This is a genomic window from Rhodococcus sp. IEGM 1305, assembly GCF_030058635.1.
GTDB classification, from domain to species: Bacteria; Actinomycetota; Actinomycetes; order Mycobacteriales; family Mycobacteriaceae; genus Rhodococcus_F; species Rhodococcus_F opacus_D.
The window spans coordinates 1-15,554 of the sequence record NZ_JASHKX010000040.1 but is presented as its reverse complement, the minus strand read 5'-3'; the positions used below and the strand labels follow the sequence as shown (position 1 = coordinate 15,554).

The 15,554-nt window shown below is 67.8% G+C and carries 16 protein-coding genes; 6 read left to right on the top strand and 10 right to left on the bottom strand.

Going from position 1 to position 15,554, the window contains the following annotated elements; genetic code table 11:
- Positions 1-2: 2 nt before the first annotated feature.
- The 6 genes from QM693_RS31790 to carD form a co-directional block, all read right to left on the bottom strand.
- Positions 3-1,199 (bottom strand): fatty acid desaturase family protein, encoded by a 1,197-nt coding sequence (locus tag QM693_RS31790; RefSeq protein WP_283354314.1) that lies wholly within the window; start codon positions 1,197-1,199, stop codon positions 3-5.
- Positions 1,200-1,371: 172 nt separating this feature from the next.
- Entirely contained in the window at positions 1,372-2,340 is a 969-nt protein-coding gene (gene rlmB / locus QM693_RS31785) for a 23S rRNA (guanosine(2251)-2'-O)-methyltransferase RlmB (RefSeq protein WP_283334941.1), read from the bottom strand.
- A gap of 2 nt (positions 2,341-2,342) precedes the next feature.
- The gene (gene cysS / locus QM693_RS31780) at positions 2,343-3,737 is read right to left on the bottom strand and encodes a cysteine--tRNA ligase (protein ID WP_280779089.1); all 1,395 of its coding nucleotides are present in this window, start codon (positions 3,735-3,737) and stop codon (positions 2,343-2,345) included.
- An 11-nt stretch (positions 3,738-3,748) separates the two neighbouring features.
- Complete coding sequence (gene ispF, locus QM693_RS31775) at positions 3,749-4,225, bottom strand: 2-C-methyl-D-erythritol 2,4-cyclodiphosphate synthase (RefSeq protein WP_105419436.1); 477 nt, start codon at positions 4,223-4,225, stop codon at positions 3,749-3,751.
- Positions 4,225-4,905: a 2-C-methyl-D-erythritol 4-phosphate cytidylyltransferase gene (ispD, locus tag QM693_RS31770; RefSeq protein WP_280779090.1), complete on the bottom strand. Its 681-nt coding sequence runs from the start codon at positions 4,903-4,905 to the stop codon at positions 4,225-4,227. The genes ispF and ispD overlap by 1 nt, the downstream gene beginning before the upstream one ends.
- A gap of 18 nt (positions 4,906-4,923) precedes the next feature.
- Positions 4,924-5,412 (bottom strand): RNA polymerase-binding transcription factor CarD, encoded by a 489-nt coding sequence (carD, locus tag QM693_RS31765; RefSeq protein ID WP_005262216.1) that lies wholly within the window; start codon positions 5,410-5,412, stop codon positions 4,924-4,926.
- Between the two features lie 263 nt (positions 5,413-5,675).
- Here carD and QM693_RS31760 point away from each other — a divergent pair, with 263 nt between their 5' ends.
- Positions 5,676-6,308, top strand: a complete 633-nt coding sequence (locus QM693_RS31760; RefSeq protein WP_247252192.1) for a copper chaperone PCu(A)C domain-containing protein — start codon at positions 5,676-5,678, stop codon at positions 6,306-6,308.
- A gap of 46 nt (positions 6,309-6,354) precedes the next feature.
- Positions 6,355-7,737: a DNA repair protein RadA gene (gene radA / locus QM693_RS31755; protein WP_280779094.1), complete on the top strand. Its 1,383-nt coding sequence runs from the start codon at positions 6,355-6,357 to the stop codon at positions 7,735-7,737.
- Positions 7,738-7,757: 20 nt separating this feature from the next.
- Here the strand turns inward: radA and QM693_RS31750 are convergent, their stop codons facing one another.
- The gene (locus QM693_RS31750) at positions 7,758-8,321 is read right to left on the bottom strand and encodes a PaaI family thioesterase (RefSeq protein WP_283334942.1); all 564 of its coding nucleotides are present in this window, start codon (positions 8,319-8,321) and stop codon (positions 7,758-7,760) included.
- Positions 8,322-8,406: 85 nt separating this feature from the next.
- Here QM693_RS31750 and disA point away from each other — a divergent pair, with 85 nt between their 5' ends.
- Positions 8,407-9,492: a DNA integrity scanning diadenylate cyclase DisA gene (gene disA / locus QM693_RS31745; protein ID WP_009477522.1), complete on the top strand. Its 1,086-nt coding sequence runs from the start codon at positions 8,407-8,409 to the stop codon at positions 9,490-9,492.
- 15 nt (positions 9,493-9,507) lie between these two features.
- On the opposite strand, the gene QM693_RS31740 is transcribed toward disA, so the two are convergent.
- Entirely contained in the window at positions 9,508-10,227 is a 720-nt protein-coding gene (locus QM693_RS31740; protein WP_009477521.1) for a FadR/GntR family transcriptional regulator, read from the bottom strand.
- Positions 10,228-10,445: 218 nt separating this feature from the next.
- Here QM693_RS31740 and QM693_RS31735 point away from each other — a divergent pair, with 218 nt between their 5' ends.
- Genes QM693_RS31735 through QM693_RS31725 form a run of 3 tightly spaced genes read left to right on the top strand, consistent with a single transcriptional unit; the run spans position 10,446 to position 14,314 of the window.
- Complete coding sequence (locus QM693_RS31735; protein ID WP_283354313.1) at positions 10,446-11,894, top strand: aspartate ammonia-lyase; 1,449 nt, start codon at positions 10,446-10,448, stop codon at positions 11,892-11,894.
- Positions 11,891-13,336 carry an amino acid permease gene (locus QM693_RS31730; RefSeq protein WP_280779097.1) on the top strand — a complete coding sequence of 482 codons (1,446 nt, stop codon included), beginning with the start codon at positions 11,891-11,893 and terminating at the stop codon, positions 13,334-13,336. Before QM693_RS31735 ends, QM693_RS31730 begins: the two co-directional genes overlap by 4 nt.
- A 15-nt stretch (positions 13,337-13,351) precedes the next feature.
- On the top strand, positions 13,352-14,314 hold the full coding sequence (locus QM693_RS31725; protein ID WP_283334945.1) for an asparaginase: 963 nt from the start codon (positions 13,352-13,354) through the stop codon (positions 14,312-14,314).
- Here the strand turns inward: QM693_RS31725 and QM693_RS31720 are convergent.
- Both QM693_RS31720 and QM693_RS31715 read right to left on the bottom strand, forming a co-directional pair.
- A complete protein-coding gene (locus QM693_RS31720) occupies positions 14,307-15,071 on the bottom strand; it encodes a hypothetical protein (protein WP_283334946.1) in 765 nt (254 codons plus the stop codon). The two genes, QM693_RS31725 and QM693_RS31720, sit on opposite strands and share 8 nt — an antisense overlap.
- A gap of 59 nt (positions 15,072-15,130) precedes the next feature.
- On the bottom strand, positions 15,131-15,554 hold a 424-nt coding region (locus QM693_RS31715), incomplete at its 5' end, for a carbonic anhydrase (protein ID WP_283354312.1).

Genomic DNA, 15,554 nt, shown 5'->3' with positions numbered 1-15,554 from the left:
GTCTATCTTGCGGCCAGGGCGGTCCGGAGCCCACGAAGGCGTCCGGTCACGGGATCGGCGCCGAGCGCCGACCGCCCACGGAACTTCACTTCCGAGGCCGTCTCCGGCGCGTCGTCGGACGTCGCCCGGAGGAACCGGTTGGGCAGCGCCAGTTTGTGAATGGTGCGCAGCGTCAGAAGGTACTGCCGCGCAAGCGAACCAGTGGTGTACGGCAAGTCGTACTTCTCGCACAGGCCGCGCACCGCGGTCGAGATCTCGGCGTACCGATTGCTGGGAAGGTCGGGGAAGAGGTGGTGCTCGATCTGATAGCACAGGTTGCCGCTCATGAAGGCCATGACGGCGCCGGCCCGGAAGTTCGCGGTGCCGAGCATCTGGCGGAGATACCACTCGGCCCGGCTTTCGTGCTCGAGTTCCGCGAGCGTGAACTTCTCCGCTCCGTCGGGGAAGTGCCCGCAGAAGATCACGACGTACGACCACACGTTCCGCAGGAGGTTGGCGACGAGATTCGCCTTCAGCGTTCGTCGCCACCGCCGCCCACTGAGAACGGGGAACAGCACGTAGTCCTTGCCCATCTGCCGCGCGATCTTGCCGAGCAGATCTCGCACCGGTGGACGCAGACGCCGACTCGCCCTGTCTTCGGCACTGGGCGGAAGCAGATCGTGGAGCGCGATGCCCCATTCGAACGACGCCGCGAGCAGGAGATTCTGAATCGGCTGCAGCAGGTGGATCGGACGCCATTCCTGATCACGAGTGACCCGCATGACGCCGAACCCGACGTCCTCGTCCATTCCGAGCACGTTGGTGTACTTGTGATGACGGAAGTTGTGCGCATACTTCCACTGCGACGACGGCCCCACCTGATCCCACTCCCAGGTGCTCGAGTGGATCTCGGGATCGTTCATCCAGTCCCACTGGCCGTGCGAGACGTTGTGGCTGATCTCCATGTTCTCGATGCTCTTGGCCGTACCCAGTGCCGTCGTACCGAGAACCACGCCCGTGGTCGTCCGGCTTCCGTGGATGACCAGTCGCGCGAGTCCGTCGAGCACGCGCTGGAACGCGATGGTGCGGCGGATGTACGTCGCGTCTTTCTCCCCGAGGGACTCCGCGACGTCGCGGCGAAGTGCGTCGAGTTCGAATCCGAGCGCCTCGACGTCCTGCTGGGTGAGGTGCGCGTACTCCTTGATATCGGTGATTGCCATGACCGGCCTCCAACCTCGCGGCCACTGATGATCTCAGTGAACGCCGCTGGTACCAGCCTGTCAACACTGTAGGTCTACGGTAGGTGCCGACAGCGTCGACAGCGACGCTCTCGGACCGCTACCGGTTGTGCGGGCTTCCCCGAGTACGCCGTGCTGTTCGCGGTTCCGCAGCCTAGCCGCGGCGACGGCGGGCGATGTCGGCGAGCACGACACCCGCGGCGACGGACGCGTTGAGCGATTCGACGGGCCCTGCCATCGGGATGCTGAGGATGGCGTCGCAATTCTCGCGGACGAGACGCGACAGCCCCTTGCCCTCGGAGCCGACCACGACCACCACGGGGCCGCTGCCGTCGAACTCGTCGAGTGTGGTGTCGCCACCCGCATCGAGACCGACCACCTGAACGCCCTTGGACGCCCAATCCTTCAGCGTGCGAGTGAGATTGGTGGCGCGGGCGATCGGCAGGCGGGCTGCCGCACCGGCGCTCGTCCGCCACGCGACCGCGGTGACCGACGCACTGCGACGCTCCGGGATCACGACACCGTGACCGCCGAACGCGGCCACCGAGCGCACGACGGCACCGAGGTTGCGGGGATCGGTGATGTTGTCGAGGGCCACGAGCAGCGGCGCCTCCTGGTGCTTGCGCGCTTCCGCGATCAGGTCGTCGGGGTGCGCGTAGCGGTACGGCGGCACCTGCAACGCGATGCCCTGGTGCATGCCGTTGGCACTGAGCCTGTCGAGATCGGTCCGGGGTACCTCGAGGATGGAGATGCCCGCGTCGGCCGCCCGCTGAACGGATTCCTTCAGGCGATCGTCGCTCTCGGTCCCGACCGCGACGTACAGCGCGGTCGCGGGGACGCCGGCGCGCAGGCACTCGACGACGGGGTTGCGGCCCAGCACGTTCTCCGGGCCGTCGAGCACCTTGCGCCCGGCGGTCTGACGACCGCGGCCGGGCTGCTTGTCGGCGTCCCTGGCTGCGCGGGCGGCGCGCTTGGCGGCGGGATGCTTGGTGCGGGCCTCCGCGGGCGGGGTGGCGCCGCGACCTTCCAGCCCCTTGCGGCGCTGGCCACCGGAACCGGCGACCTGCCCCTTCTTGGTACCGGCCTTGCGGATGGCTCCGCGCCTACTCGAATTTCCAGCCATTACTACTGTCCTGCCTTGAGAGACCACTCGGGCCCGTTGGGGGTATCGGTGACCTCGATGCCCGCCCGGATGAGACGGTCACGCACCTCGTCGGCCACAGCCCAGTTCTTCTCGGCGCGGGCACTCTGCCTGCGCTCGAGTTCGGCCCGGACCAGAACGTCCAGGGCATCGGTTGCCGCGGACGCGTCCGCGGTCTCCTGAGTCCAGTGCTCGTCCAGCGGGTCGACGCCGAGGATTCCGAGCATGGCCCGGACCTGCGACGCGATCTCGCGCGCACCCTCGAGGTCTCCACCATCGAGCGCGATGTTGCCCTCGCGGACCTTGCCGTGTACCTCGGCGAGCGCGGCGGGGACGGCGAGGTCGTCGTCGAGCGCGCGAGCGAACGCCTCGGTCCACAGGCCGACCGGAACCTCCCCGGCACGCTCCTGCGTACGCAGGACGAACGACTCGATCCGACGGAACGCCGCGGCCCCCTCGTCGAGCGCGGTGTCGGAGTATTCGAGCATCGATCGGTAGTGGGCACTGCCCAGGTAGTACCGAAGCTCTTGCGGGCGAACCTTTTTCAGCACGTTCGGCACCGAGAGAACGTTGCCGAGCGACTTCGACATCTTCTCGCCACCCATGGTGACCCAACCGTTGTGCAGCCAGTACTGCGCGAAGTCGTCGCCGGCGCACTTGGCCTGCGCGATCTCGTTCTCGTGGTGCGGGAACACCAGGTCCAGACCACCGCAGTGGATGTCGAACGCGGCGCCGAGGTAGAACTCGGCCATCGCGGAGCATTCGAGGTGCCAACCCGGACGGCCCCGGCCCCACGGCGTCGGCCACGACGGCTCGCCCGGCTTCTCCGCCTTCCACAGCGTGAAGTCGCGGGGATCGCGCTTGCATTCGCCTGCGCTCTCGCCCTGGTGGACGTCGTCGAGCTTGTGCCCCGACAGGCTGCCGTACCGGGGGTAGCTGCGGACGTCGAAGTAGACGTCCCCGCCCGCCGCGTACGCGTGGCCGTTGTCGATGAGGCGCTGCATCATCTCGACCATCTGCGTGACGTGCCCGGTGGCCCGCGGCTCGATGGACGGCGGCAGCACGCCCAGCTGCTGATAAGCCCAGGTGAAGGACCGCTCGAACGTGGCGGCCCACTCCCACCACGGCCTGCCCGCCTCCGCAGCCTTGTTCAGGATCTTGTCTTCGATGTCCGTGACGTTGCGGACGAACGCCACGTCGTAGTCGTGGGCGAGCAGCCACCGCCGCAGCACGTCGAATGCGACGCCGCTGCGTACGTGGCCGATATGGGGGTCGCCCTGCACCGTGGCGCCACACAGGTACACCGATGCGTGTCCAGGGGCCAGCGGAACGAAGTCACGCAAGGCCCGCGTCTCGGTGTCGAATAGGCGCAGGGTCACGACCAGCGATCCTACCTGGCGCTTCGACCGGGAATGACCAACGCGGTGGCCATGGCGGCGATCCCCTCGCCGCGCCCGGTGAGCCCGAGCCCGTCCGTGGTGGTCGCGGACACCGAAACCGGCGCGCCCAGAATGTCGCTCAGCACCTTCTGCGCCTCGTTTCGGCGTGGGCCGATCTTCGGCCGGTTCCCGATCACCTGGACCGCGGCGTTGGCGACGTCGAAGTCGTCCTCGTCGAGGAGACGGCGTACCTCGGCGAGCATCGCGGCACCGCTCACCCCGGACCACTCGGGCCGCCCGGTTCCGAAGACGGAGCCGAGATCGCCGAGTCCGGCGGCGGAGAGCAGAGCGTCGCAGAGTGCGTGAACGGCCACGTCGCCGTCGGAGTGACCCGCGCAGCCGTTCTCGTCCTCGAACAGCAGGCCGGCCATCCAGCACGGCCGTCCCTGCTCGATCGGGTGGACGTCCGTCCCGATTCCGACTCGCACTAGTGCGCTCCCTCTTCCACCAGCGCGCGGGCCAGCACGAGGTCCAGCGGCGTGGTGATCTTGAATGCTGTGGGTTCTCCGACGATGCTGCGCACCCGTTCCCCGAGGCGCTCCACCAGGCCGGCGTCGTCGGTGGCGATGCCGTCGGCGGCGGCGTAGGCGCGCCGGAGCAGTTCCGCGGTGAAACCCTGCGGCGTCTGCACGGCCCGCAGTTCGGACCGTTCGGGGGTGCCGGTGACCGCGCCGAGAACGTCGACGGTCTTGATGGTGTCCGTCACCGGCAGGACGGGGATGACCGCGTTGCGGCCGCACCGCAGCTCCGCGACCACCCGCGCGATGAGCGACGGTGGCGTGAGCGCACGGGCGGCGTCGTGGACGAGCACATATTCTGCGTCGTCCGCGACGGCGAGTCCGGCGCGAACCGAATCGGTCCGCTCACTGCCGCCGGCCACGACGGTGACCTCACCGGGAAGGAGGGTTCGCGTCGACTCGACGAGCTCCTCCGGAACGATCACGACGACGCGGTCGACAGCCCCCGACTGCAGGAGCCCGTCGACCGCGCGTGTCAGCATGGTCGTCCCACCCAGATCAACGAATGCCTTGGGCTTGTTCTCGCCCAAACGCACTCCCTGACCTGCGGCGGGAACCAGCGCGACTACAGGACCTTTTCCGTCGGCCACTGTGTGTATCGCGACTGTCTAGGACGCGGCCGCGAGGACCTCGTCGAGGATGGTCTCGGCCTTGTCGCTGTCGGTGCCTTCGGCCAGTGCAAGCTCGCCGACAAGAATCTGCCGCGCCTTCGCGAGCATGCGCTTCTCTCCTGCGGACAGGCCGCGATCCTGCTCACGACGCCACAGGTCCCGAACGACCTCGGCGACCTTGTTGACGTCACCTGACGCGAGCTTTTCGAGATTCGCCTTGTAGCGGCGTGACCAGTTGGTGGGTTCTTCGGTGTGCGGTGCCCGCAGTACCTGGAAGACCTTGTCGAGACCTTCCTGGCCGACGACGTCGCGTACGCCCACGTACTCTGCGTTGTCTGCGGGAACCCGTACGGTGAGATCGCCCTGAGCAACCTTGAGAACGAGATATTCCTTCTGCTCACCCTTGATGGTGCGGGTTTCAATTGCTTCGATCAGCGCCGCACCGTGATGGGGGTATACGACGGTGTCTCCGACCTTAAAAATCATCTGTCCCGTGCCCCTTTCGATCATTCGAGTTTAACACGTGTCCGGAAGCTGGTCGCATCAACGGTGCAGGTCAGGGGCATCATGGCCTGACCGTAGGGGTTGACAGGGTCCCCGATACGTGCATTCCGGACACCCCGATCGGGCGGTTCTCCAGCGCCGAAACCGCACGCAGACAACCATTGTGAGTACCCAGCGAGCAGGCCACGCGGACGAACTACTACTCTGCCTAGTTGAAGTGCGAACCTGACACCGGAGGACAACTCGTGACTGCTCTCGACAAGTCGACTCGCCGAGTCGCTACCGCCGTCGCTCTCGCTGCCGGCGCAGCACTCGTGCTGTCCGCCTGCAGCGCGGGCCAGATCACTCAGACGTCGAGTCAGGTCGCCGCGGTCAACGGCAACAGCGCGGACGTCGGGTCGATCGCCCTGCGGAACGTGCACGTGGTCTACCCCAACTCCGCCGAGTACAGCCTCGAGCCGGGCGGCAACGCCGTCCTCGCGTTCACCGCGATCAACAACAACGAGGACACCCCGGACAAGCTGACCCGGATCAGCACCGACTTCGCGCAGTCCGTCACCCTCGGCGACAAGGCGGGCGGCCTCGAGATCGCTCCGCAGACCGCGCTCGTCGCCGGACTGCCGGGCGAGGAAGCCGCTGAGGGCGCGGAGGCCGCGGGCCAGAAGGACGCCAGTGCCGACGCACCGGCCGACGTCGTCCTCGTCACCCTGGACGGCCTGAAGGAGGGCGTCCGCCCGGGCCTCACCTTCCCCGTCACGTTCGCGTTCGAGAAGGCCGGCGACGTCACCGTGTCCGTTCCCGTCGACGCCGGCCACGAGACCGAGCGCCACGTCTCCGACACGTCGCCCGGATCCGAAGCCGAGGGCGGCGGACACTAGCAGCCGGATCGGGTCCGCTGTCGGACCCGATACCTAGGCTGGCCCGGTGGCCAAACTCAAAACCAGCTTCCGCTGCTCGTCGTGCCAGTGCACGGTTCCCAAATGGGTCGGCCGGTGCCCCGAGTGCGGTAGCTGGGGATCGATGGACGAGGCCCCGATCGTCGCGTCCGTCGCGAGCCGCCCCGGCGCCTCGCTCGCGAAAGCCGGGGCCGGAGCGGTACTTCCGTCCACCCCGGCCACTCCGATCACGCGGATCGACAGCACGTCCACCCGCGCCAAGCCCACGGGCATCGACGAACTGGACCGTGTTCTCGGCGGCGGCGTGGTGCCCGGTTCCGTCGTTCTCCTCGCCGGCGAACCCGGCGTCGGCAAGTCCACCCTCCTCCTCGAGGTGGTCCATCAGTGGGCCCGCCGCGGCCCGGACGACCGTTCCCTCTACGTCACCGGTGAGGAATCCGCCGGGCAGGTGCGACTGCGCGCCGACCGCACCGGCGCCGTCCACGAGCGGGTCTACCTCGCCGCCGAATCCGACCTCGCGACCATCCTCGGCCACGTCGAGCAGGTGCGTCCCACCCTGCTGATCGTCGACTCGGTGCAGACCATGCTGGCCGCGGACGTCGACGGCGTGGTCGGCGGAGTCACCCAGGTGAAGGCGGTCACCAGCGCCCTCACCTCCCTCGCGAAGGCAAGCGGCGTGCCGGTGCTCCTCATCGGCCACGTCACCAAGGACGGCGCGGTCGCCGGACCACGGTCGCTCGAGCATCTCGTCGACGTGGTGCTGCACTTCGAGGGCGACAAGCACTCCACGCTGCGGATGGTGCGCGGCGTCAAGAACCGTTTCGGCGCCGCCGACGAGGTCGGTTGCTTCGAACTGCGGGAAGACGGCATCGCCGGCATCAGCGACCCGTCCGGACTGTTCCTCCACCACCGTGCCGAGGCCGTTCCCGGAACCGCCGTCACCGTCATGATGGACGGCAAACGTCCCCTCCTCGGCGAGGTGCAGGCCCTCGTGGCCGCCACGTCCATGCCCGCACCCCGGCGTGCCGTGAGCGGGCTCGACAGCGCCCGCGTGGCCATGGTCCTGGCCGTGCTCGACCGCCGGTGCGGGGTGCCGATCGCGAAGAACGACGTCTACGCGGCCACCGTCGGCGGAATGCGGATGACCGAACCGTCCGCCGATCTCGCGCTGGCCCTCGCCGTCGCGTCCGCGGTGAAGGACAAGCCCGTTCCGGATGGACTGGTGATCCTCGGCGAAGTGGGACTGGCCGGCGAGGTCCGCCGGGTACCCGGCGTCGGGCGCAGGCTCGCGGAGGCATTCCGCCTCGGATTCACCCGCGCCATCGTTCCCCTCGACTCCGGGGCGGCCCCGAAGGGCATGAAGGTCACCGAGGTCGGGAACCTGGGGGCCGCCATCGCGTCACTGCGGTGACGGTCGGATCGAGGTGTCGTTCAGATCGACGACGTGCCGAACGGGCGCTCCGGCACGCCGTCCACGAAATCCTTGGTCTTCTCGAAGTGCTCGGCGGTGACGGTGAGGAACAGCCCCCGCGACGTCGCCACCACCACGTCGGGGTCGGCCGTCGGCCCCTCGACGATGCGCGCCTCGGCGCTCGCATACACCTTGCGGCGGATCGATCCGTCGATGTTCGCGTGGAATTCGAGGACCGAACCCAGCGGGATGGGCCTGGCGAAGTCGATCTCGAGATGACCCGTGACCACCGGACCGTCGACGATCGATCGGCACACCATGCCCAGCGCCTCGTCGAACGCGGTCGAGAGGATGCCCCCGTGGATCACTCCCGGACCGCCCTGGTAGCGGGGTGCCACCTCGAGCCGGCCCCACACGTCGAGCCCCTCCCCGGCCGTGAAGCTCATCGACATCCCGGCAGGCGACTGGTCGCCGCACCCGAAGCACCGTGACCAGTGCTGCGGCACGGGCTGACCTGCGGCAGGGAAGCTGCCGACCGGTGCGGGCAGGGTCAGGTCGTCGGGCAAAGTCCAGGTACTACTCATGGATAGGTAATCTAAACGCGGGTCCGGACGTGTTTCCGCGGCGGTCCCCGACAAGTGACGTCTACCTCAGCGGGAGTATTGCGCGATGAACGATGCCGAGTCGTCGTCTGCGCTGCGCGAAACGATAGCCCGGCTGGCTCCCGGAACGGCACTTCGCGACGGCCTGGAGCGAATTCTGCGCGGTCGCACGGGCGCACTGATCGTCCTCGGCTACGACGAGCAGATGGAAGAGATCTGCGACGGCGGCTTCGAGCTCGACGTGGAGTTCGCGCCGACCCGCCTGCGCGAGCTGTCGAAGATGGACGGCGCCGTGGTCCTGTCCACCGACGGGTCCCGCATCGTGCGCGCCAACGTCCAGCTGGTCCCCGACCACAAGATCCCGACCGTCGAGTCCGGCACGCGTCACCGCGCCGCCGAGCGGACGGCCATGCAGACCGGGTACCCCGTGGTGTCGGTCAGCCAGTCGATGAGCATCGTCAGCGTGTACGTCGGTGGCATCCGGCACGTCATCGACGGGTCCGCCACGATCCTGTCGCGTGCCAATCAGGCGGTGGCCACCCTCGAGCGGTACAAGGCGCGGCTCGACGAGGTGACCCGCCAGCTGTCGGTGGTCGAGATCGAGGATTTCGTCACGCTCCGCGACGCCCTGACCGTGGTGCAGCGACTGGAGATGGTGCGGCGGGTGTCCGTCGAGATCGAGCAGGACGTGCTCGAACTCGGCACGGACGGGCGTCAGCTCGCCCTGCAACTCGAGGAACTCGTCGGCGACAACGACGTGGCGAGGGAACTCATCGTGCGCGACTACCTGGCCGGCACCGGCCCGGCGCCGGCCGAGGATGTCGCGAAGTCGCTCTCCGCGCTCGACAGGATCACGGACGCAGACCTTCTCGACCTCACGACGCTGGCCCGGGCGTTCGGCTATCCGGGCACCATCGAAGCGCTCGAGGCGCCGATGAGTCCTCGCGGCTACCGCGTCCTCACCCGCGTTCCCCGACTGCAGTTCAACCAGATTCACCGGCTCGTCGGCTCGTTCGGGACGCTGCAGTCACTGCTCGCCGCAACCGCCGCCGACCTGCAGTCGGTGGAGGGGATCGGCGGGCTGTGGGCCCGGCACATCCGCGAGGGCCTGTCCCGGCTCGCCGAGACGTCGATCTCGGGGCCGTACGACTAGGGCTTGTCTTCGTCCTTACTGCCGGCGGTCCGGGCCTGCTTCTCCGACCACGGATTCCAGTGCGACCCGGACGGCGTCCAGGTGTTCGGCCATGGCGCGGGCGGCCTTGTCGTAGCTTCCGGAGGCGATGCCCTCCACGATCCGGTCGTGCTCGTCGTTCGACTTCTGCTGCCGCCCCGCAACGAGATTCAGCGTCTCGGACTGCCGGGTGAGGGCCTCGCGAATATCGACGATCACGGATTCGAACACGCGGTTCCGGCTCGTCCGGGCGATGAACGCGTGGAACTGCGCATCCAGGGACACCCACACGAGGGGATCGTCCTCGTCCCGCATCTGGTCCACGAGGCCGCGCAGGGCGGCCAGGTCTTCGGCGGTGTGCCGCTGCGCCGCCCATCCGGCGGCGGGAATCTCCACGTGCGGGCGCGCCTCGACGAGTTCGTTGGCCGCGTAGTTCCCGAAGTCGAGGTCGCGAGCGATCGAATCGCTGACGACGAACGTCCCGAGGCCCGACTTCGTCTCCGTGAGCCCGAGCGCATGGCACGACCGCAACGCCTCCCGGATCACCGACCGGCTGACCCCGTGCCGCGCCGCGAGGGATGCCTCGGACGGAAGTCGTTCACCGACCGACAGCTCACCCGACGTGATCGCGTCACGAAGATCCGCGAGGACCGCCTCCGCGGCGCTGACCCGCGCCGTCACAGGACGCCTGGCTGCCCAGCTGTCTGACAGGTTCATGGGGATATTCTGCTCACGCCCCACCCGCAGCGTCAATACGGGACACCCCGGGGTTGACGCCCGCAAGTGAGCGAGGTAACAATTACACCTGTCTGACAGCCTGGCAGGTGGATAGCCGGGTGGCTCGACCGAGAAATCTACCTCTTCGAGCAGCAGACTCCGTCCACCGCATCCGTGCAGAGCAACGGCTCGCGCGAATCCCCGTGAGGAATGATCAAGTGCTCGAAACGCGAACAGAACACGATCTGCTCGGCGACCGCCAAGTGCCTGCGGATTCCTACTGGGGAATCCACACGCTGCGGGCCGTGGAGAACTTCCCCATCACCGGCCGGCCGATCTCCACCAACCCGTATCTGATCCGCGGGCTCGCCTACGTCAAATGGGCCGCGGCAACCGCGAACGAGAAGCTCGGGATCCTCGACCACCGCCGGGCCGACGCGATCGGGCAGGCGTGCCGGGAGATCGTCGACGGCCGCTGGCACGAGCAGTTCGTCGTCGACGTCATCCAGGGCGGCGCCGGGACGTCGACCAACATGAACGCCAACGAGGTGATCGCCAACCGGGCACTCGAGATCCTCGGCCACGGGCGCGGGGAGTACGCGGAGCTCCATCCCAACGAGCACGTGAACCTCAGCCAGTCGACCAACGACGTCTACCCCACCGCGGTCAACATCGCGACGATCTTCGCGATCGACGACCTGCTCGACGCGATGCGCGTCCTGCAGGAGGCCTTCGCGACCAAGGCGGTCGAGTTCACCGACACCGTGAAGATGGGGCGCACCCAACTCCAGGACGCGGTGCCGATGACGCTCGGCCAGGAGTTCGCCACCTACTCGGTGATGATCGACGAGGACCGCACCCGCCTCGACGAGGCCGCCCTCCTCGTCCACGAGATCAACCTCGGCGCCACCGCGATCGGCACAGGCCTGAACGCACCTGCCGGCTACGCCGAGGCAGCGTGCGACACGCTGCGGGGACTCACCGGATTCCCCCTCGTCCTGGCCACGGACCTGGTCGAGGCAACCCAGGATGTCGGTCAGTTCGTCCACCTCTCGGGGGTGCTCAAGCGGATCGCGGTCAAGTTGTCGAAGGTGTGCAACGACCTCCGCCTGCTGTCGTCGGGGCCGCGCGCGGGCCTGAACGAGATCAATCTCCCACCGGTACAGGCCGGTTCGTCGATCATGCCCGGCAAGGTCAATCCGGTGATCCCGGAAGTCCTCAACCAGGTGGCCTACGAGGTCATCGGCAACGACGTCACCATCACGATGGCCGCCGAATCCGGGCAGCTCCAGCTCAATGCGTTCGAACCGATCATCGTGCACTCCCTGTCCGAGGGAATGCGCCACCTCGGCGCAGCCTGCCGGATCCTGGCCGACCGCTGCGTTCTCGGCATCACGGCCAACACCGATCTGCTGCGTGCCCGGGTCGAGGACTCCATCGGACTCGTCACCGCGCTCAACCCGTACATCGGCTACACCGCCTCGACCCGGATCGCGCAGGAAGCGCTGGTCTCCGGTCGCAGGGTCGCCGACCTCGTGATCGAGGCCGGTCTGCTCGACCGTGAAGAACTCGACCGCCTCCTCAGCCCCGAGCATCTCGCCAACTTGAGAGCGACCGGTTCGCCACGGCAGACACCCGTCGCCGCTGCCGCGGAGGTGGTCTCGTGACGATCGAGAAGGACGACACCTCCGGCGCCGACATCTTCGTCGAGGAAGACCTCGGCTACCGGAAAGCGCTCGGCCCCAGACAGATCCAGATGATCGCGATCGGCGGAGCGATCGGTACCGGCCTGTTCATGGGCGCGGGCGGACGCCTCCAGCAGGCCGGCCCCGCACTCGTGCTCGTCTACGCCCTCTGCGGCTTCTTCGCCTTCCTGATCCTGCGGGCGCTGGGCGAACTCGTCATGCACCGCCCCACCTCCGGGTCGTTCGTGTCGTACTCGCGCGAATTCTTCGGCGAGAAGATGGCCTTCGCCGCAGGCTGGCTGTACTGGATGAACTGGGCGATGACGGCAGTCGTCGACGTCACCGCCGTCGCGCTGTACATGAACTTCTTCAAGAAGTACTGGGCACCGCTCGGGAACGTCGACCAATGGGTCTTCGCCCTCGCCGCAGTCGTACTGGTCCTCGGGCTGAATCTCGTCTCCGTCAAGGTGTTCGGTGAGCTGGAGTTCTGGTTCGCCCTCATCAAGGTCGTCGCTCTCGCCGCGTTCCTCGGCTTCGGCATCTACTTCGTACTGTTCGGAACGCCGCTCGAAGGACATTCGTCGGGCTTCAGCATGATCACCGACAACGGCGGACTCTTCCCCAACGGAATCCTGCCCGCCGTCGTGGTGATCCAGGGCGTCGTCTTCGCCTATGCCTCGATCGAACTCGTGGGAACCACTGCGGGCGAGACGAAGAACCCACAGAAGGTCATCCCCAAGGCGATCAACACGGTCATCATCCGGATCCTGGTCTTCTACGTCGGGTCCGTCCTGCTGCTGTCGCTGCTGCTCCCCTATACCGAGTACCACGCCGGCGAGAGCCCGTTCGTCACGTTCTTCGGCTCCATCAACGTGCAGGGCGCCGACGCGATCATGAACCTCGTGGTGCTCACGGCCGCGCTGTCCTCGCTCAACGCGGGCCTGTATTCCACCGGCCGAATTCTGCACTCGATGGCCATGGCCGGATCCGCGCCCTCGTTCGCCGCCCGGATGAACAAGGCAGGAGTGCCGTACGGCGGCATCGCCCTCACCGGATTCGTCATCCTGCTCGGCGTCGGACTCAACGCCGTCGTCCCCGCGCAGGCGTTCGAGATCGTGCTGAACCTCGCCGCGCTCGGGATCATCAGCGCCTGGGCCGTGATCGTGCTGTGCCAGTTGAAACTGTGGAAATTCGCCAAGGAAGGGAAACTCACCCGGCCCGGTTTCCGGATGTTCGGCGCCCCCTACACCGGGCTCCTGACGCTGGCCTTCCTCGCGTGCGTCGTCATACTGATGGCGTTCGATCACCCCGTCGGAACCTGGACCGTCGGGTCCATCGCGATCATCGCTCCACTGTTGGTGATCGGCTGGTTCGGCGCGCGGAACCGCATCCGCACCCTGGCCTCGGACCGCCCGACCGGATAGCGAGAGAGGACAACAGTGCCGAAAGTCGCCATCGTCACCACCGGAGGCACCATCGCCAGCAGGCGGGACGGGCAGGGTGTCAGCAGGCCGGTGGTCACCGGCCCGGACCTGCTGGGCAGTGCGTGGACCGGGACGGAACTCCGTGTCGTCGACGTGATGTCGAAGGACAGTTCGAGCATCACATTCGCCGATATGGACCGGGTGCGCGACGCCGTCACCGCGGAACTGCGCGATCCCGATCTCGACGCGGTAGTCGTGCTCCACGGAACCGACACCATGGAGGAGACCGCTTTCCTGGTCGACCTTCACCACGCCGACCCGCGGCCGGTGGTGTTCACGGGTGCGCAACGCACGTTCGACCACCCGGAATCCGATGCCCAGGCCAATCTGGCCGACGCGGTCGCCGCGGGATCAGACCCCGCTCTGCGCGGAGCGGGTGTGATCATCGCGTTCGGAGGCGCCCTGCACCGGGCGTCGGGTACGCGGAAGGTCGACACGACATCCCTCGACGCGTTTCGATCCGTCCACCCCGCCGGTGCCACCCCGCGGCGAAGTCTCGATCCACTGCCGTGGCATCCGATCTCCGGAACCCGCGTCGACATCGTCGCCGCCTATCCAGGGGCCGACCGCGTCCAGATCGACGCGTGCCGAGCCGCCGGGGCCCAGGGGCTGGTGCTCGACGGGCTCGGATCCGGAAACGCGAACCCGGCGATCGTCGAGGCGGTGCGGGACTGCGCGTCCGCCGGGATCCCGGTCGTGGTCACCACCCGCGTGCCGAACGGCCCGACCTCCGCCACGTACGGCGGTGGGGGCGGCGGGCACGACCTCGTCTCGGCGGGTGCACTGTTCTCCACCGACCTCAGAGCAGGTCAGGCCCGCATCCTCCTCGCGGCGCTGCTCACCGACCCCGAGCACACCGACCTCGACAAGGAATTCGATCGACGCTCACGCATCGACCCCGCACCGAGGATCAGCTGAGGTTGAACGGCTCCGGCGCGCTGCGGAGCTGACCGAGCTGGCCGACCACGGTGTACGCACCGGGCCCCACCGGATCGCGCTGGGGTTCCGGTTGCGTCAGGCAGTCGGGAGCGGACGTCTTGGCCGACCACTTCACGGTGAACTGAGCTTGCTCGCCGGGCGCGAGGGTCCGAACGTCGGCCGCGGACTGCGGGAAGCAATCGATGTTGGACCACAGCCGCACGGCACCGTCGATCGTGTAGACGAGCACCTGCTGGAGGCTGCTGCCCAGATCACGTTCGCACGGTGTGGTGCCGATGTTGGTGACGACCGTCGTGAAGCTCGGCTCCTCACCCGCCAGGTACGTCGGCTTGTCGGCGGCCACCTTGATGGCCAGCGACTGGTCCGGGCACTGTCCCGCAGCGACCGGCTGACCGCTCGGAGCAGCGCTGCTCGAGGCACCGCTGCTCGACGCCCCGGACGAACCGGACGTGCCCGAGGAGGCCTCCCCGCCGGCGGCAGCGGCGCCACCGCCGCCGCCACCGGAACCGCCTGATCCGCCACTGGACGTGGACGAACCCGAGGCTGTCGGGGAAATCGACACAGGAGTGGTCAACGAGGAACTCGCTGCCGCCGGATCCGTCTCGGAGTCACTGCCACCACGAAGTGAGTTGATCAACCACACCACGAGCAGCAACACGACGATGGCGCCGCCGATCGCCAGCGCCCTGCGGCGCCAGTAAATCTCGGGGGGCAACGGTCCATTCGGTTCCAGCACGACGTCAACGGTAGTTCGGCGTCGCGCGGCAACGGCTCAGCGGGTGCGGCGTGTCGCGGTCAGTCCGTGAGCTCACCGATGTCACCGACGGCGCCCTGCAGGTGGGTGCGACCGTCGGACAGCTTGTACGTGACACCCGCGATGGCGCACGCGCCGCTCTCCACCTTCTCCGCGATGATGCGCGACCGCTGCATGAGCAGGGCCCCGGTCTCCACCACGTGGCGGCCCTCGAGTTCGTCGACGGTGCTGAGTCCCTCTCGGCGTCCCATGAGGATCGACGGCGCGACCCGTTCCACGATGCTGCGGATGAATCCGGGCGGCACGTTGCCGTCGTCGAGGGCGTCGAGCGTCGCCTTGACGGCACCGCAGCTGTCGTGACCGAGCACGACGATGAGCGGCACGTTCAGCACGCCGACGGCGTACTCGATGGACCCGAGCACGGCGTCGTCGATCACGTGACCGGCGGTGCGGACGACGAACATG